Source organism: Catellatospora bangladeshensis, assembly GCF_016862575.1.
In the GTDB taxonomy this organism is placed as follows: Bacteria; Actinomycetota; Actinomycetes; order Mycobacteriales; family Micromonosporaceae; genus Catellatospora; species Catellatospora bangladeshensis.
The window spans coordinates 340,765-357,947 of sequence record NZ_BONF01000008.1; the positions used below are offsets into that span (position 1 = coordinate 340,765).

General features: G+C 70.5%; 19 protein-coding genes. 14 read left to right on the plus strand and 5 right to left on the minus strand.

What is annotated here, in order from left to right; translation table 11 throughout:
* Positions 1–93: 93 nt before the first annotated feature.
* The 4 genes from sdhC to Cba03nite_RS06605 all read left to right on the plus strand — a co-directional run bounded on the left by sdhC (position 94) and on the right by Cba03nite_RS06605 (position 4,850).
* Positions 94–900, plus strand: a complete 807-nt coding sequence (gene sdhC / locus Cba03nite_RS06590; protein WP_203743042.1) for a succinate dehydrogenase subunit SdhC — start codon at positions 94–96, stop codon at positions 898–900.
* Between the two features lie 19 nt (positions 901–919).
* Entirely contained in the window at positions 920–2,806 is a 1,887-nt protein-coding gene (locus Cba03nite_RS06595; RefSeq protein ID WP_203743044.1) for a fumarate reductase/succinate dehydrogenase flavoprotein subunit, read from the plus strand.
* Positions 2,803–3,798, plus strand: a complete 996-nt coding sequence (locus tag Cba03nite_RS06600) for a succinate dehydrogenase/fumarate reductase iron-sulfur subunit (protein WP_203743046.1) — start codon at positions 2,803–2,805, stop codon at positions 3,796–3,798. The genes Cba03nite_RS06595 and Cba03nite_RS06600 overlap by 4 nt, the downstream gene beginning before the upstream one ends.
* A gap of 215 nt (positions 3,799–4,013) precedes the next feature.
* Positions 4,014–4,850, plus strand: coding sequence for a type IV toxin-antitoxin system AbiEi family antitoxin (locus Cba03nite_RS06605; protein WP_203743048.1), 837 nt, complete (start codon positions 4,014–4,016; stop codon positions 4,848–4,850).
* Positions 4,851–4,959: 109 nt separating this feature from the next.
* Here Cba03nite_RS06605 and Cba03nite_RS06610 read toward each other — a convergent pair whose 3' ends face one another.
* Positions 4,960–5,364 (minus strand): (deoxy)nucleoside triphosphate pyrophosphohydrolase, encoded by a 405-nt coding sequence (locus Cba03nite_RS06610; RefSeq protein ID WP_239125512.1) that lies wholly within the window; start codon positions 5,362–5,364, stop codon positions 4,960–4,962.
* Between the two features lie 217 nt (positions 5,365–5,581).
* Here Cba03nite_RS06610 and Cba03nite_RS06615 point away from each other — a divergent pair, with 217 nt between their 5' ends.
* The 3 genes from Cba03nite_RS06615 (at position 5,582) to Cba03nite_RS06625 (ending at position 6,931) form a co-directional block, all read left to right on the plus strand.
* Positions 5,582–5,887, plus strand: coding sequence for a 4a-hydroxytetrahydrobiopterin dehydratase (locus Cba03nite_RS06615; protein ID WP_203743050.1), 306 nt, complete (start codon positions 5,582–5,584; stop codon positions 5,885–5,887).
* A 77-nt stretch (positions 5,888–5,964) separates the two neighbouring features.
* A complete protein-coding gene (locus tag Cba03nite_RS06620; protein WP_203743052.1) occupies positions 5,965–6,447 on the plus strand; it encodes a hypothetical protein in 483 nt (160 codons plus the stop codon).
* A gap of 25 nt (positions 6,448–6,472) precedes the next feature.
* Positions 6,473–6,931, plus strand: a complete 459-nt coding sequence (locus tag Cba03nite_RS06625; RefSeq protein ID WP_203743054.1) for a GNAT family N-acetyltransferase — start codon at positions 6,473–6,475, stop codon at positions 6,929–6,931.
* Between the two features lie 2 nt (positions 6,932–6,933).
* Here the strand turns inward: Cba03nite_RS06625 and Cba03nite_RS06630 are convergent, their stop codons facing one another.
* Positions 6,934–7,188 (minus strand): hypothetical protein, encoded by a 255-nt coding sequence (locus tag Cba03nite_RS06630; protein ID WP_203743056.1) that lies wholly within the window; start codon positions 7,186–7,188, stop codon positions 6,934–6,936.
* Between the two features lie 49 nt (positions 7,189–7,237).
* Positions 7,238–7,834 carry a GNAT family N-acetyltransferase gene (locus Cba03nite_RS06635; protein ID WP_203743058.1) on the minus strand — a complete coding sequence of 199 codons (597 nt, stop codon included), beginning with the start codon at positions 7,832–7,834 and terminating at the stop codon, positions 7,238–7,240.
* A 167-nt stretch (positions 7,835–8,001) separates the two neighbouring features.
* Here Cba03nite_RS06635 and Cba03nite_RS06640 point away from each other — a divergent pair, with 167 nt between their 5' ends.
* The gene (locus tag Cba03nite_RS06640) at positions 8,002–8,376 is read left to right on the plus strand and encodes a YciI family protein (protein ID WP_203743060.1); all 375 of its coding nucleotides are present in this window, start codon (positions 8,002–8,004) and stop codon (positions 8,374–8,376) included.
* Positions 8,377–8,481: 105 nt separating this feature from the next.
* Here the strand turns inward: Cba03nite_RS06640 and ychF are convergent, their stop codons facing one another.
* Complete coding sequence (gene ychF, locus Cba03nite_RS06645; protein ID WP_203743062.1) at positions 8,482–9,567, minus strand: redox-regulated ATPase YchF; 1,086 nt, start codon at positions 9,565–9,567, stop codon at positions 8,482–8,484.
* Between the two features lie 214 nt (positions 9,568–9,781).
* Here ychF and Cba03nite_RS06650 point away from each other — a divergent pair, with 214 nt between their 5' ends.
* The 6 genes from Cba03nite_RS06650 (at position 9,782) to Cba03nite_RS06675 (ending at position 16,112) form a co-directional block, all read left to right on the plus strand.
* Positions 9,782–11,341, plus strand: coding sequence for a DNA-3-methyladenine glycosylase 2 family protein (locus Cba03nite_RS06650; RefSeq protein ID WP_239125513.1), 1,560 nt, complete (start codon positions 9,782–9,784; stop codon positions 11,339–11,341).
* Positions 11,338–11,790, plus strand: a complete 453-nt coding sequence (locus tag Cba03nite_RS06655) for a methylated-DNA--[protein]-cysteine S-methyltransferase (protein WP_203743066.1) — start codon at positions 11,338–11,340, stop codon at positions 11,788–11,790. The genes Cba03nite_RS06650 and Cba03nite_RS06655 overlap by 4 nt, the downstream gene beginning before the upstream one ends.
* A gap of 254 nt (positions 11,791–12,044) precedes the next feature.
* Positions 12,045–12,617: a winged helix-turn-helix domain-containing protein gene (locus Cba03nite_RS40210; protein ID WP_203743068.1), complete on the plus strand. Its 573-nt coding sequence runs from the start codon at positions 12,045–12,047 to the stop codon at positions 12,615–12,617.
* 26 nt (positions 12,618–12,643) lie between these two features.
* Entirely contained in the window at positions 12,644–14,089 is a 1,446-nt protein-coding gene (locus Cba03nite_RS06665; RefSeq protein ID WP_203743070.1) for a S10 family peptidase, read from the plus strand.
* Positions 14,090–14,134: 45 nt separating this feature from the next.
* Positions 14,135–15,283 carry a DNA recombination protein RmuC gene (locus Cba03nite_RS06670; protein WP_203743323.1) on the plus strand — a complete coding sequence of 383 codons (1,149 nt, stop codon included), beginning with the start codon at positions 14,135–14,137 and terminating at the stop codon, positions 15,281–15,283.
* 139 nt (positions 15,284–15,422) lie between these two features.
* A complete protein-coding gene (locus Cba03nite_RS06675) occupies positions 15,423–16,112 on the plus strand; it encodes a hypothetical protein (protein WP_203743072.1) in 690 nt (229 codons plus the stop codon).
* Positions 16,113–16,187: 75 nt separating this feature from the next.
* Here Cba03nite_RS06675 and Cba03nite_RS06680 read toward each other — a convergent pair whose 3' ends face one another.
* Positions 16,188–17,174: a 4-hydroxy-3-methylbut-2-enyl diphosphate reductase gene (locus tag Cba03nite_RS06680; RefSeq protein WP_373315734.1), complete on the minus strand. Its 987-nt coding sequence runs from the start codon at positions 17,172–17,174 to the stop codon at positions 16,188–16,190.
* Between the last annotated feature and the right edge of the window lie 9 nt (positions 17,175–17,183).

Sequence of the window (17,183 nt, forward strand, 5' to 3'; positions counted from 1 at the left end):
CCCCGGTCACATGATCGACATCTTTCGGCGTAACGTGTCCGTGATTGATCCACGCACGTGTTCCCCACTGGTAGCTCAGGGAGCGACGAAGAGATGACGACGACGGCAACGAGGCCGACCGGCGCGAAACCGCGCGCCGCGATCGACGCCAAGACGTTGCGTACAGACCGCTGGTGGCTCGCGCCGGTACTCACGGTCATCGGGCTCACCGCCTGGGTGGTGTACGCGACGGTCCGGGTGTTCATGCAGAAGTGGTACTGGATCGACGCCTACCACTACCTGACCCCGTTCTACTCCCCCTGTGTCTCCAAGGGCTGCTATCCGGCGGCAGCGGAGTTCGGACGGTTCATCCCGGACAACCCGCTCATCCCGTTCGCGGCGCTGTCCCTGCCGTTCCTGCTGCTCTTCCGGCTCACCTGCTACTACTACCGCAAGGCGTACTACCGGTCGTTCTGGCTGTCCCCGCCGGCCTGCGCCGTGCCCGACGGCCACGCGAAGTACTCCGGCGAGACCCGCTTCCCGCTGATCTTCCAGAACGCGCACCGCTACGCCTTCTACGCGGCGGCCCTGATCTCGCTCATCAACACCTGGGACGCCGTCCTGGCGATGCACTCGCCGACCGGCTTCGGGTTCGGCCTGGGCAACGTGATCCTGTGGATCAACGTGATCATGCTGTGGGCGTACACGATCTCGTGCCACTCCTGCCGCCACATCATCGGCGGGCGGCTGAAGCACTTCTCCAAGCACCCGGTGCGCTACCGCGCGTGGACCTTCGTGTCCAAGCTGAACGCGCGCCACATGGGCCTGGCCTGGATCACGCTGGCGACGCTGGCGATCACCGACTTCTACATCATGGGCCTGGCCGCGCACTGGTGGCCCGACCTGCGGTTCATCGGCTGAGCCGCGAGAGGTGACACAGATGGTCAACATTGAGAAGCACTGGTACGACGTCGTCGTGATCGGCGCCGGCGGCGCGGGTCTGCGCGCCGCGATCGAGGCGCGGCTGGCCGGCAAGAAGGTCGCCATCATCTCGAAGTCGCTGTTCGGCAAGGCGCACACGGTCATGGCCGAGGGCGGCGCGGCCGCCGCCATGGGCAACGTGAACTCGAACGACAACTGGATGGTCCACTTCCGCGACACCATGCGCGGTGGCAAGTTCCTGAACAACTACCGGATGGCCGAGCTGCACGCCAAGGAGGCGCCGGACCGGATCTGGGAGCTGGAGACCTACGGCGCCCTGTTCGACCGGACCAAGGACGGCAAGATCTCGCAGCGCAACTTCGGCGGCCACGAGTACCCGCGCCTGGCCCACGTCGGCGACCGCACCGGCCTGGAGCTGATCCGCACCCTGCAGCAGAAGATCGTCTCGCTGCAGCAGGAGGACAAGGCCAAGTACGGCGACTACCAGGCCCGCCTGCGCGTCTTCGCCGAGTGCACCATCACCGAGCTGCTGCTCGACTCGTCCACCGGCGAGAAGCGGATCGCGGGCGCCTTCGGCTACTACCGCGAGTCCGGCGAGTTCGTGCTGTTCGAGGCCCCCGCGGTGGTGCTCGCGACGGGCGGCGTGGGCCGCTCGTACAAGGTCACCTCGAACTCGTGGGAGTACACCGGCGACGGTCACGCGCTGGCGCTGCGCGCCGGGGCGAAGCTGATCAACATGGAGTTCCTGCAGTTCCACCCGACCGGCATGGTGTGGCCGCCGTCGGTGCGGGGCATCCTGGTCACCGAGTCGGTCCGCGGCGACGGCGGCGTCCTCAAGAACACCGAGGGCAAGCGGTTCATGTTCGACTACGTCCCCGACGTCTTCCGCAAGCAGTACGCGGAGACGCCCGAGGAGGGCGACCGCTGGTACACCGACCCCGACAACAACCGGCGCCCCCCGGAGCTGCTGCCCCGCGACGAGGTGGCCCGCGCCATCAACTCCGAGGTCAAGGCCGGTCGCGGCACCAAGGCCGGCGGCGTCTACCTGGACATCGCCTCGCGCCGCCCCGCCGCGGAGATCCTCAAGAAGCTGCCCTCCATGTACCACCAGTTCAAGGAGCTGGCGGACGTGGACATCACCTCGCAGCCGATGGAGGTCGGCCCGACCTGCCACTACGTCATGGGCGGCGTCGAGGTCGACCCCGACTCGGCGGCCACGCCGGGCGTGCTCGGCCTCTACGCGGCCGGCGAGGTCTCCGGCGGCATGCACGGCTCCAACCGCCTCGGCGGCAACTCCCTGTCCGACCTGCTGGTCTTCGGCAAGCGCGCGGGCGAGTACGCCGCCGCGTACACCGACGGGCTGGGCAAGCGGCCCAAGGTGGACGACACCCAGGTCGCCGCGGCGGTCGAGGAGGCGCTCACCCCGCTGGCCCGCGACGGCGGCGAGAACCCGTACACCCTGCAGAGCGACCTGCAGGACGTGATGGGCACCCTGGTCGGCATCATCCGCCGCAAGGGCGAGCTGGAGGAGTCGCTGAACCGCCTCGCCGAGCTGCGCGAGCGCATCCGCAAGGTCGGCGCGGCCGGCGGCCGCCGCTACAACCCGGGCTGGCACCTGGCCCTGGACCTGCGCAACATGCTCGTCGTCTCCGAGTGCACCGCCAAGGCGGCGCTGGAGCGCGAGGAGTCGCGCGGCGGCCACACCCGCGAGGACTTCCCGAAGATGAGCTCGAAGTGGCGCCAGGTCAACCTGATCTGCTCGCTCACCCCCGACGGCGACGTGGACCTGACCCACCAGCCGATCCCGACGATGACCCCCGACCTGCTCGCCCTGTTCGAGAAGTCCGAGCTGGCCAAGTACATGACGGAAGAGGAGCTGTCGTGACCCTGCGTCAATTCAAGGTCTGGCGGGGCGACGGGTCCGGCGGCCAGCTGAACGACTACCAGGTCGAGGTCAACGAGGGTGAGGTCGTGCTCGACGTCATCCACCGGCTGCAGGCCACCCAGGAACCCGACCTGGCCTGCCGCTGGAACTGCAAGGCGGGCAAGTGCGGCTCATGCTCGATGGAGATCAACGGCATGCCCCGGCTGGGGTGCATGACCCGGATGTCGACCTTCGAGGACGACGAGACCATCACGGTCACCCCGCTGCGCACCTTCCCGGTCATCCGCGACCTGGTCACCGACGTGTCCTTCAACTACCAGAAGGCCGTCGAGATGCCGGCGTTCGCGCCCCCGCCGGGCGTCGAGCCGGGCGAGTACCGGATGCAGCAGGTCGACGTCGACCGCTCGCAGGAGTTCCGCAAGTGCATCGAGTGCTTCCTGTGCCAGAACACCTGCCACGTGGTCCGCGACCACGAGGAGAACAAGCCGCCCTTCTCCGGGCCGCGCCTGTTCATCCGCGCCGCCGAGCTGGACATGCACCCGCTGGACGCCCGGCACGACCGCAAGGAGATCGCCCAGCAGTCCCAGGGCCTCGGCTACTGCAACATCACCAAGTGCTGCACCGAGGTCTGCCCCGAGCACATCAAGATCACCGACAACGCCATCATCCCCATGAAGGAACGGGTCGTGGATCGCCGCTATGATCCGCTCGTGGTATTCGGACGCAAGATTCTCCGCCGTGACCAGCTGGCCACCACCGTGCCGGCCGGCCCGACCGTGCACGCCGGCCCCGTCACCGTGGCCGACGACAAGGCCCCCGTCGACTTCGGCCGCGAGACCCGCGCCCCCCAGGGCCCCGAGGTCAACGCCCAGGGACACGTGAACCTCAACGAAATGCTCTCCGACCGCTCCGCGGCCGCGAGCCCCTTCGGCGACAACATCACGTTCCCCGTAGACCCCAAGTCCCTCAACTACTACCACCCCGACCGCTGACCCCTCTTGTTGCGCCGATCTTGCGCGAACTGTGGGTACGACACGCATAAACCGGTCATATCCCTAACACTTCGCGCAAGATCAACGCGATCTTGAGCCGACCCCATAGCACAGGGGCGGCTTGATCAGGGGGTTGTGCACAAGGGTGGGGTTGTCCACAGGAGAGGGTGCGGTGCGGGTGGAGCTTTGCTCCATCGGCCCGCACCCTCTCCCTCATGTCTGTTCCCGCCACGTTCCGGCAGCTCAGCGCTGAGGGCATCTCGGTTCAGAACCTGCGGACGGCGCACCGCCGCGGTGACCTGCGGCGACCCTGGCGCGGCGTCTACGCGCTCGACACCGACGAGATCAGCCGGGTGCAGGCGCTGTTCACGCTGCTGCCGGCGGAGGCCAGGCTGTCCGGGCCCACCGCGGCGACCTGGTACGGCTTCGGCGTCTCGCCCTCCCCGCTGATCCACGTCACGATCCCGCAGGGGTACGCCCACCCCAGGCTGACCGGCGTCCGGGCGGGCGAGTCCGTGCTCCCGCTCCCGGAGCCGATCTGGCTGCACGGCGTCCCGCTGCTACCGCCCGAGCGGGTAGCGGTGACCCTGACCCGCACGGTGCGCCGCATCGACGCCCTGCCCATCCTCGACGCCGCATTGCGCGCCGACGCGGTCTCCCTCGATCTGCTGGCCGCCGAACTCGTCACGCACGGCGGCCTGCGCGGCGTGTGCCAGGCCCGCGAGCTGGTGCCCCTGGCCGACGGCCGCGCCGAGTGCCGCCAGGAGAGCCAGCTCAGGCTGGTCATCATCGACGGCGGCCTGCCCCGCCCCGAGCCACAGCTCGAAGTCGGCCGCTTCCGCCTCGACCTCGGCTACGAGGAACTCAAGGTCGGCGCCGAATACGACGGCCAGACCCACCTGACCCACGACCGCCTCCGCCACGACCGCTACCGCGGCAACTGGCTCGCCGCCCAGGGCTGGCGCATGCGCCACTTCACCGACCGCGACCTCTACGCCCACCCCACCCGCATCCTCACCACCCTGCGCCCCCTCCTCACCCCCTGGCGCTAGCCCGAAGATCACGACGATCTTGCGCGAAGTGTTAGGGATATGACCGTTTTATGCGTGTCATACCCACACTTCACGCAAGATCGGCGCGGGAGAGAGGGTGGGGGGGTGGTTAGGGGAGGTATTTGGGGAGGGCGGCGACTATGGGGGCGTCGGCGGGGAGCCAGGGGACGGTGTGGAGTTCGTCGGCGGCGAGCCAGCGGAGCTGGGCGTGTTCGATGAGCTGGGGGACGCCCTTGATGAGGGTTGCGGTGTAGACCTTGAGGACGGCGCGGCCGTGGCCGAGGAGGACGTCGTCGCCTACGCGCTCGCCGACTTCGACGAGGACACCCAGCTCCTCCTCGCACTCTCGGACCAGCGCGTCGTGCTCCGTCTCGCCCGGCTCCACCTTTCCGCCAGGAAACTCCCACCGTCCGGCCACCTCGGCCGGTTCGGAACGCTCACAGGCCAGCACGCGCCCGTCGGAGATGATGGCAGCACCGACGATGATTCGGATCTCGGAGGAGAAGTTAGGCACGGCGGACAGCGTGCCAGACAAACGGCCGTCATGGTGAACGCGGTGTCACCGGACGAGTCCGCGCTGCACACACCGTCCCGTGAAGTGCAGGAAGTCGGTTTTGTGCGCGTGGACACGCGCCGAGATTGCAGGCAGGATAGGTCTCACCGAAGTGTCGGCGCGGACAAGATTCGGCCACAAGCCGGTATCAGCCGCCTGGGAGGTATCGGAGGTGCGGATGGGCGCGGTCTGGAGACGGGGCCAGCGACGCGACTACATCAGCGACGCACTTTCGCAGCTCAAGGGCTGGGTCCACGAGGGCGACTGCCTGAAGCGCACCCTTCCCCTGGACGACACCCAGCACGCGGTGATGACCGAGCGCATCTCGGTCGCCGCGGACACCTTCGGGATCCGCCCCCACATCCGCCGCCTCGACGGCCGCACCCAGATCCAGCTCTGCGCCGGGGACAACGGCGCCCTCACCGACGCCGAGATCGGCATGGCCGCCCGCGTCGAAGCCGCCTACCGGTCCCTCAGCGAGTGAACCGTCCCCCGCCGGCAGGGTAGCGGAAGCCGGCGCCGTAGCTCACCATGATCCGGTCATCCCCGACCGGAGGTTCCATGAGCGCGCTCCGCTCCCCGCACACCATGCCCGGCCGGGTCGCCCGGCACACGGCCGCCCTGGTCCTGCTCGGGCTGCCGCTGCTCGTGCTGGTCCGCAGCGGCTACCCGGAGACCCCGTGGTGGCTCGCCACGGCGGCGGTCGTGAGCGTGGCGCAGGTCGCGGCACTGTTCGCGATCGACCTCGAGGAGCGTGCCCTCGCTCGCCGACAGGCGCGGATCACCGGTGTCCCGGTCGCGCCGGACGAACAGCCGCAGGGCATCTACGGGCTGCCGCGGCCGTGGCGCATCGCCTCCGAGATCATCACCGTCCTACTCTGGTGCCCCGCCGTCGCGCTGTGCCTAGCCTGGAGCGACACGTTTCCCGGCACGCCGTCCTGGGTCGTCATGCTCGCGCCCGCCACCGTGCTGGGGTACGCGGGCCGCGCCGCCGACGCGGGCCTGGTCGCGCTCGCCGGGCGGCTCGGGGCCGACCGGCGCTGACCGGAGGCGCGTACCATCCTCATCCATGATCAACGTGGTGATCCGGCCCGTGACCGCCCTTGACGAGCCCCGCTGGCGCGAGCTGTGGGACGCCTACACCCGTTTCTACGAGCGCGAACCTGTCGAGGAGATCACCCGGCACACCTGGGCGCGGATCATGGACGAGCACGCGCCGGTGTACGCGATCGTCGCGGAGAGCGGCGGGGAGGTCGTCGGCATCGCCAACTACCTGCTGCACGAGAGCACGTCCGCCCTCGCCCCGGTCTGCTACCTGCAGGACCTCTTCGTAGACCCGGCGGCGCGTACCCGGGGCGTCGGCGGCCTGCTGATCGACCGGCTGTGGGAGCTGACCCGCGCCAACGGCTGGTCCCGGCTCTACTGGCAGACCCGGGAGAACAACTACCGGGCCCGCGCCCTGTACGACCGCTACACCCCGCACAGCGGCTTCCTGCGCTACGTCCTGAGCAACCCGGACGCCGCCTGATCTCACTCCTCGGTCTCGGTGACCTCGACGAAGTGGCTGTTGCGCCACATCTCGTGGCGGCGCAGCAGCACCGCGACCGCGTGGACCGCGAAGTTGATCACGCCGAGGACGAGCAGCACGTTGGCGAGCACCGAGTAGAACGCGGACTCGGTGGACTGGGGATCGTCGAGGGCGAGAGCCGTGCAGAACAGCCCCGCGGCCGTGAGCAGGATCGCGGGGACCAGGAACCTGAGGGTCTGCGCCGGGTGGTGGCTCACGTCGTCTCTTCTCGCCGAGGGGCTTCGCAGCCTATGACATCGCCGCTCGTCAGTGACGGCCCGCGACGTCGCTCCTGATGCGGGCATGCAGGTGCATGTCGTGGCGGCCGTCGGCGTGTACGGCGTCGCTGCGCTTGGTGCCCTCCAGGACGAACCCCGCCTTGACGGCGACCCGGCAGGAGGCGTGGTTGCGGGTCGAGTGGTCCAGGTGCAGCCGGTGGAACCGGGCCTCGGCCAGCGCCCATACGCTCAGCGCGTTCAGCGCCCGGGAGGCCACCCCGGCACCGCGCGCGGCGGGGAGCACCCAGTACGCGCAGCCCGCGACGCCGTCGTCCAGGTTCACGCTGCCCAGCGCGAGGCGGCCGAGCACTTCGCCGCCGCCACGGGTCACCGCCCAGCTCGCCCCGGTCTCCTGCGCCCACGCCTGGCGGTACTGCGCGAACCAGTCGAGGACCTGCTGCTGCGACGACGGCTGGCGGGTGTGCCACTGCCGGATGGCCGGATCCTGGTACGCGGCCAGGAAGACCGGCGCGTCGGCCGCCTCCCACGGGCGCAGGAGCAGGTCACCCGGCGCGGCCAGCATCGGCTGGGGACCGGCGGAGAGAACACCGGCGGAGATCGCGGGAGGCGTCGTGATCGCGCGCATGCCTGATCCTCTCCCGGCCCCGCGATGCACCGTCACCCGGCCGCGGGCCGCTCGTGTACGGCGCGCCTTCAATAAATCTTCGGGTATAGCGTCGGATCTCAGGCGAGCCGTTCGTAGCAGAGGTGAACGGCGGCCGGAGGAAGCCGCCCGGACCAGGGAGTCACGTGATGACGCGATACTTGATCTCGTTCAATGACGGCGCGATGGACCACATCCCCGCCGAGGAGATGGCCGACGTGGGCAAGGCCTCGCACGCGGTGGTCCAGGAGGCCGTGAACGCCGGGGTGTGGGTGTACGGCGCGGGGCTGGAACGGCAGCGGGCGAGCATCGTGGCCACGGACGGGATGGTCACCGACGGCCCCTACCCGGAGACCAAGGAGGTCGTCGGCGGGTTCTCCGTGGTCGAGGTGGCCACCCGCGAAGAAGCGCTGGAGTGGGCCGCCAAGATGGCCGTCGCCTGCCGCTGCGCGCAGGAGGTCCGGGAGCTGCTGCCCGACCCCGAGACAGACGAGATGCTCCGCCAGGCCGACCGGCGCGGTTGACCTTCCAGGGGAAACGGGGGCCGGCTGGATCCGGTGACCGGGCATTGAAGTAAAGCCCGGTCACCGGATCCAGCCGGATCGCGCGAGAAGCGCTGTCTTCGGTGCTCAGACGTTGAAGCGGAACTCCACCACGTCGCCGTCGGCCATGACGTACTCCTTGCCCTCCATGCGGACCCGCCCGGCGGCCTTCGCCGCCGCCATGGAGCCCGCCGCGACGAGGTCGTCGTACGCCACGATCTCGGCCTTGATGAAGCCGCGCTGGAAGTCGCTGTGGATGACACCGGCGGCCTCGGGGGCGGTCGCGCCGACCGGGATGGTCCAGGCGCGCGCCTCCTTCGGGCCCGCGGTGAGGTAGGTCTGCAGGCCGAGGGTGCCGAAGCCGACCCGGATCAGCTGGTTGAGGCCGGGCTCGGACTGGCCGATGGCCTCCAGCATCTCGGCCGCCTCCTCGGGCGACAGGTCGATCAGCTCGGACTCGATCTTCGCGTCCATGAACACGGCCTCGGCCGGGGCGACCAGCGCGCGCAGCTCGTTCAGGAACTCCTCGTTGCCCAGCTCGGCCTCGTCGACGTTGAAGACGTACAGGAACGGCTTCGCGGTCATCAGGTGCAGCTCGCGCAGCTCGGCGAGGTCGATGCCGGCCTTGGCGGCGCCGGCGAACAGGGTGGTGCCGCTGTCGAGCAGGTCACGGGCGGCCTTCGCGGCGGCGAGGATGCCTGCGCGGTCCTTGCGGAGCTTGGCCTCCTTCTCCAGCCGGGGCAGCGCCTTCTCGACGGTCTGCAGGTCGGCGAGCATCAGCTCGGTGTTGATGGTCTCGATGTCGTCCTTCGGCGAGACCTTGCCGTCGACGTGCACCACGTTCGGGTCGCTGAAGGCGCGGACGACCTGGCAGATCGCATCGACGTCGCGAATGTTGGCGAGGAACGCGTTGCCCTTGCCCTGCCCCTTCGAGGCGCCCTTGACCAGGCCCGCGATGTCGGTGAAGCTCACCGGCGCGGGCAGGATGCGCTGCGAGCTGAAGATCTCGGCGAGCTTGTCCAGCCGCGCGTCGGGCAGCCCCACCACGCCCACGTTGGGCTCGATCGTGGCGAACGGGTAGTTCGCCGCGAGCACGTTGTTGCGGGTCAACGCGTTGAACAGGGTGCTCTTGCCGACGTTGGGCAGGCCGACGATCCCGATGCTGAGGCTCACGACAGAACAGCTTACGTCCCACCCCGTCTATCCCCACCCCTTGCCCGCCCCGCGCGTGACCAGCCCCTCAAGATCACGTCGATCTTGCGCGAAGTGTTGCCCTTTTGCCCGGTTAGCGCGTGTCGTACCCACAGCTCACGCAAGATCGGCGCGGGAGAGGGGTGAGGTCCGATTTCCGCTAGCGGTGGGGGTGGGGGCGGGGGAGGGTGGGGGGGTGGATAGGTATTACCGGGCGGTGAGCAGTCGGGACTCGCGGTTTGACGGGGTGTTTTGGACCGGGGTTACGTCGACGGGGATTTACTGTCGGCCGTCGTGTCCGGCGAAGACGCCGAAGGTGGAGAACTGCCGGTTCTTTCCGAGTGCGGCGGCGGCGGCGCGGAGCGGGTTCCGGGCGTGCAAGCGGTGTGCGCCGGATGCGGTGCCGGGGTCGGCGCAGTGGGACAGCCGGGCCGATGTGACGGCGCGGGCGGTGCGGCTGATCGGGGACGGAGTGGTGGATCGGGGCGGGGTGCCGGAGCTGGCGTCGCGGCTCGGGTACACCGAGCGGCATCTGCATCGGCTGCTGACCGAGGAGCTGGGGGCGGGGCCGCTGGCGCTGGCCCGGACCCAGCGGGCGCAGACGGCCAAGACGCTGATCGGCAAGACGGGGCTGAGCCTGTCGGAGATCGCGTTCGCGGCGGGGTTCGGCAGCATCCGGCAGTTCAACGACACTTTCCGCGAGGTGTACGGGTGTGCGCCGTCGGCGCTGCGGCGCGAGGACGCGCCGGTGGACGGCACGGTGTCGCTCAAGCTGAGCTACCGGGCGCCGCTGCACGCGGCATCGCTGTTCGGGTTCCTCGCCATGCGCACGATCGCGGGGGTCGACGACTTCCGGGACGGGCGCTACACGCGGGCGCTGCGGCTGCCGCACGGCCCGGCGACGGCCACCCTGTGGCCCGAGGACGGGCACGTGGCGGCGCTGCTGCACCTGAGCGACGTGCGCGATCTGACCCCGGCGGTGGCGCGCTGCCGGCGGCTGCTGGACCTGGACGCCGACCCGGCGGCGGTCGACGCGGTGCTGGGCGCCGATCCCGCGCTGAGCGCGGCGGTCACCGCCGAGCCGGGGGTACGCCTGCCCCGCAGCGTGGACGGGTTCGAGATGGCCGTCCGCGCCGTGGTCGGCCAGCAGATCAGCGTCTCCGGCGCCCGCACCGTCCTCGCCCGCCTCTGCGCCGCCGCAGCCGCCCTCGACGACGCCGAGCTCGGGCGGCCCGCACCAACCCGGCACCCCGCCACCGGCCTGGACGACCGTCCAGGAACCCGCACGGCCGCCGAACGGAGCGGCAGTTTCGGGGAAACTGCGGGAATGTCAGCCCGCCTGGCTGCAGTTTCCCCGAAACTGCAGCCGGGTCAGGGCACGATGCCCGGGTTCCCGACGCCGGAGCAGGTGCTGGCGCTGCCGGATGAGGTGTTCGCGATGCCGGGGGCGCGGCGGCGGACGGTGCGGGCGCTGGCCGAGGCGGTGCGGGACGGGCTGCGGCTGGACGCGGGCAGCGACCGGGCCGCGACCCGGGAGGCGCTGCTGGCGCTGCCGGGAGTGGGCCCCTGGACCGCCGACTACGTGGCGCTGCGGGCGCTCGGCGACCCGGACGTCCTGCTGACCACCGACCTGGGCACCCGGCGCGGCGCGAAGGCGCTGGGCCTGCCCGACGACCCCGCGGCGCTCGCCCGGCATGCCGAACGCTGGCGGCCGTGGCGCTCGTACGCACAGATCCGACTCTGGAGAGCAGCATGATCACGATAGAGACTCCCGCCGGTCCGTTCACCATGACCGGCGACGGCGCCGCCGTCACCGCCGCGGTCTTCGGCACCGAGCTGCCCGAGGGCTGGGCCGCCCCGGGCGAGGTGCCGGAGAAGGCGGTGGACGCGGTGCGCGCCTACTTCGGCGGCGATCTGGCGGCGCTGGACGCCGTCCCGGTCGCGCAGCACGGCACGGCGTACCTGGAGCAGTGCTGGGACATGCTGCGCACGCTGGACGGGCCGATCACGTACACCCGGCTGGCCGAGCTGACCGGGCGCCCGGCGGCGGTCCGCGCGGCGGCGCAGGGCTGCGCCCGCAACCAGGTCGCGCTGATCGTGCCGTGCCACCGGGTGCTGCGTACCGACGGCTCGCTCGGCGGCTATCGCTGGGGACTGGACGTGAAGCGCTGGCTGCTCGCCCACGAGGCCGCCCACCGCGCCTGAGCGCCACCCGGTTCGCAAAGCTCCCACCAGGCTGTACTCACGGCATGGTGGGAGCTTTCCGCACGAAGTGGCGGCGCGTCGTCGACCGGGTCGAGGGGATTTAATTTCCTACTAGACCGATAGGAGTTGAGGAGTTAAGCTGGCCGGGTATTGCTGAGTCGCTCGTGGAGGGTCACGTGCAGCGCACATTCCGATGTCGCCGGTCGCTCGCACCGCAGCCCACCCGCGATCCCGCAACGACCAGGAGTTTCGACATGACGACGACCCTGCTGCCCGAGTCCGCGTACACCGACGCGGCACTCCCCACCCTGCTCGGCCAGTCCCCCGCCGCCCACATCCCGGACGGCGCGGACGAGCCGCTCACCGTCACGCTCACCCTCAAGCTGACCGGCCCGGACGCGGCGAGCGCCGCCACCCGGCTGGTGCACGCGCTGGCCGACGCCGAGCCGCTGCGTGACACGATCTGGGACGGCGAGATCGCCACCCCGGCACCCGCGCCCGCCGCCGTGGCGACGGTGACCCCGGTGGTCATCGACACGGTCAGCCGCACCGTCGACGTCGACGGCGCTCCGGTGCGCTTCACCCGCCGCGAGTTCGAGCTGCTGTTCTTCCTGGTCCGGCACACCGGGGCGGCGTTCACCCGGCTGCAGCTGATGCGGGCGGTGTGGGGGCACGAGTTCAGCGGCGAGCGCACCGTCGACGTGCACGTGCGCCGGGTGCGGGCCAAGCTCGGCGAGCACGGCGCGGCGCTGTCGACCGTGCACGGCTTCGGCTACCGGCTGGAGACCGGGAGCAGCATCGGCCTGCGCCGGGGAGCGGCGGCCTAGCCGCCTGCGCAGTAGGGTCTGTCGCCATGGCAGACGAGCAGAGCAAGAACGGTGCGGCGACCCCCGACACCGAGCCGGCCGACGACCTCAGCGTCACCCATCACCAGGTCGCCGGCCTGCGCTACACCGCCACCGCGGGCCGGATCGTGCTGCGCGGGGAGTCGCACACCGAGGACGCGTTCGACGGGCACAAGGCCAAGGCCGAGATGTTCGTCGTCGCGTACACGCTGGACGGGGCCGACCCGGGGACGCGGCCGGTGACGTTCGCCTTCAACGGCGGCCCCGGGTCGTCCAGCGTATGGCTGCACCTGGGCCTGCTCGGCCCGCGCCGGGTGGTGATGGGCGACGCGGGGGCGCTCACCGGCCCGCCGTACGGGCTGACCGACAACACCGAGACCCTGTTGCAGCACTCCGACCTGGTCTTCATCGACCCGGTGTCGACCGGCTACTCCCGGGCGGTCAAGGGCGGCAAGAGCAAGGACTACCACGGCTTCACCGGCGACGTGGAGAGCGTCGGCGAGCTGATCCGGCTGTGGACCTCCCGGCACGGGCGCTGGACCTCGCCGAAGTTCCTGTGCGGCGAGTCCTACGGCACGCTGCGCGCCGCGGCGCTGGCCCACCACCTGCAGGACCGGCACGGCATGTGGCTCAACGGCCTGATGCTGGTCTCCAGCGTGCTCAACATCGGCACCCTGGAGTTCCACCCCCACCTGGACCTGGCGTACCCGCTGTTCCTGCCCACCTACGCGGCCATCGCGCACTACCACGGCCTGCACGGCGACCGCCCGCTGCCCGAGGTGCTGGCCGAGGCGGAGGAGTTCGCCGAGCGCGACTACCCCTGGGCGCTGGACCGGGGCGCCCGGCTGAGCGGGGAGCAGCGTGCCGACACCGTCTCCCGCCTGGCCCGGCTCACCGGCCTGAGCGAGGACTACGTGGACCGGGTGGATCTGCGCCCGGAGCACGTGCGCTACTTCACCGAGCTGCTGCGCTCGCGGCGGCGCACGGTCGGGCGGCTGGACGGGCGGTTCACCGGCTGGGACGCCGACTACGGCCGGGAGCACTGGACCAGCGACCCGTCCTTCGACGCGATCATGGGCCCGTACACCGCGGCGATCAACCACTACCTGCGCGGCGAGCTGGGCTTCCACAACGACCTGCCGTACCGGGCGATCAGCAGCGACGTGCACCCGTGGTCGTTCAAGGAGTTCGAGGGGCAGCACATCAACGTGGCTGACAAGCTGGCCGCCGCGATGCGCGCCAACCCGCACCTGCGGGTGCAGGTGGCCTGCGGCTACCACGACGGCGCGACGCCGTACTACGCCTCGGAGCACACGTTCGCGCACCTGGAGATCCCCGCCGAGCTGCGCGGCAACGTCGAGTTCAAGTACTACGAGGCCGGGCACATGATGTACGTGCACGAGCCCAGCCGGCTGGCCCAGTCGCAGCACCTGGCGGACTTCGTCACGGCTTGACATCGGGCGTGGTGTCGCCACGGCACGGGTGATCGCGGATGGCACATTGGAGCCGTGGAGACTCTCGCGATCGTGGTCGTGTGCCTTCTCGCGGGCGGTGGGCTGGGCTGGCTCGCCGCCCGCGCGAGCACCGCGACCGAGACGGCCCGGCTGCAGGCGACCCTCGACGCCACCCAGGCCGGGGAGGCGCGGCTGGAGCAGGCGATGCGCGCGCTGTCGTTCGAGGCGACCGCGCAGTCGCAGGAGGCCGTGGCCCGCGCCGTGGCCCCGCTGCACGACACGCTGCGGCGCTACGAGCAGCGCGTCAACGAGATGGAGCACGATCGCGTCGACGCGTACGCCCAGCTGCGCGAGCAGGTGCGCGCCTCGGCCGAGGTGTCGGCGTCGCTGCGGATGGAGACGAGCCAGCTCGTCGCGGCGCTGCGCACCTCGCACGTGCGCGGCCGGTGGGGCGAGCACCAGCTGCGCCGCATCGTCGAGGCGGCCGGGATGCTGCGCCACTGCGACTTCGACGAGCAGGTCACCGCGCTGCGCGACGTGAGCGCCGACATCGCCGTGGTGCGCCCCGACCTGGTGGTCCGCCTGCACGGCGGGCGCAGCGTGGTGGTGGACGCGAAGGTGCCGCTCGACGCGTACCTGACCGCGCTGGAGTCCCGCGACGAGCGCCAGCGCGACACGTACCTCGACGCGCACGCGCGTGCTCTGAAGTCGCACGTGGACATCCTGGCCGGGCGGGCGTACTGGCAGGCGTTCGAGGCGACGCCAGAGTTCGTGGTGCTGTTCGTGCCCGCCGACCCGTTCCTGGACGCCGCGCTGCAGCGCGATCCGGCGCTGCTGGAGCACGCGTTCGCCCGCAACGTGGTGCTGGCCACCCCGTCGACGCTGGTGGCGCTGCTGCGTACGGTCGCCTACACCTGGCGCCAGGAGGCCCTGTCCCGCAACGCCCTGCAGATCCACGAACTCGCCAAGCAGCTATACGCCCGCCTGGGCACGGTCAGCGGCCACCTCACCAAGCTCGGCTCGTCATTGAGCGGGTCGGTCACGGCCTACAACGCCGCCATCGGCTCCCTCGAACAGCGCGTCCTGGTCACCGCCCGCCGCATGACCGAACTCGGCGTCACCGGCGACGACCTCCCCGAGCAGAAGCCCCTCGACATAGCCCCCCGCCAGCCCCAAGCCCCCGAACTCCTCTGAAAGGAAGGGCACCTTCTTAACGCTATGCGTAGATGAAGGTGCCCTTCTTAACGCTCGCGGGTTCGGCCGGACAGGCGATCTGCGGAAAAGCGGTGCGGCCTAGGCTCCAGGAGTCGCCCGAGCCCGATGTGGAGAGCCGATGAGCGAGACCGGCCCGGTCGCCCGCCCGCGCCACCTGTACCGCAACCTGGTCCTGTGGTCCGCCGTCGCCGCGGTCGCCAGTGTGCTGCTGGGCGGGGTGCTGATGCGGACCTCGGACGGCGATCCGGCGACCGTCCCGGCGGCGGCCGCGCCGAGCGCCGGCCCCGGCGAGGCGGATCTGTCCGCCGCGGCGCAGCTCGCCGCCATCCCGAGCCCCGGCGCGAGCACCCTGCCCAGCCCGGCAGCCTCGGCGGCGCCGAAGCCGAGCGCGAAGCCGTCGCCCCCGCCGCCGCGCAGCCCCGCTCCGGCGCCGAAACCAGCCTGTACGCCCTTCGGCACCGTCTCGGCGAACGTGCCCAAGGCCGACGGCTCTTTCACCTTCCGGGTGAGCGGGATGGAGGAGAAGCCCGTGAAGTGGTGCCCGGGGCAGCGGCGGCGAGTGCTCTGGGCCAGCTACGTCTACCAGGCGGACGGTTCGTCGAAGCTGTTCGCCTCGAAGGTGGGCTATCTGACCCAGGCGCAGCCGACGCTCGACATGAAGCTGGTCACGGACCAGCCGGACTGCAGGGTGTCGTGGTACATCGTGGCCACCGACGCGGCCATCCCGAAGACGGTCCCGCCCGGCGGCCGCGCGTTCCACCGCGCGATCGGCTACAAGTGGGAGGACGAGCCTGAGCGCTGCCCCTGAGCGGGCACGCCAGACCGGCAGACGTTAAGAAGGGCACCTTCTTCTACGCATAGCGTTAAGAAGGTGCCCTTCCTTTTAGCGGGCGGCTTTCATGTCGCGCTTCAGTTCCTGGGGGAGGGAGAAGGTCAGGCGCTCCTGGACCGTGACGACCTCCTCGACGTCGGCGAAGCCGAACTCGGCGAGGCGGGCCAGCACCTGGATGACCAGCTCCTCGGGGACGCTCGCGCCGGAGGAGAGGCCGACCGTGGTGGCGCCCTCCAGCCAGGCCGGGTCGATCTCGTGGGCGAAGTCGATCAGGTGGCCCTGGCGGGCGCCGGCGTTGACGGCGACCTCGACCATGCGGACCGAGTTCGACGAGTTGCGGGAGCCGACGACCAGGATCACGTCGCAGTCGGGGGCGATCTGCTTCATCACCTGCTGACGGTTCTGCGTGGCGTAGCAGATGTCGTCGCTGGGCGGCGACTGGAGCAGCGGGAGCTTCTCCTTGAGCCGGGCCACGGTCTCCATGGTCTCGTCCACGCTGAGCGTGGTCTGCGACAGCCAGACGACCTTGTTCGGGTCGCGGACGGTGACGTTGGCCACGCCCTCCGGGCCGTCGACGAGCTGGATGTGCTCGGGGGCCTCGCCGGAGGTGCCGATGACCTCCTCGTGGCCCTCGTGGCCGATCAGCAGGATGTCGTAGTCGTCGGCGGCGAAGCGGCGGGCCTCCTGGTGCACCTTGGTCACCAGCGGGCAGGTGGCGTCGATCGCCTTGAGGTTGCGCTCGCGCGCCTGGTCGTGCACCACCGGCGCCACGCCGTGCGCCGAGAAGATCACGGTCGAGCCCTCGGGGACCTCCTCGTTCTCCTCGACGAAGATCGCGCCCTTGGCCTGCAACGTGCTCACCACGTGCTTGTTGTGCACGATCTCCTTGCGCACGTAGATCGGGGCGCCGTACAGCTTCAGCGCCTCTTCGACGGTCTGCACGGCGCGGTCGACGCCGGCACAGTAACCACGGGGCTTGGCCAGCAGAACACGCTTGCGAGGAGTCTCAACCACCAGACCATCGTACCGGCGGCCTATGGTGAGCCC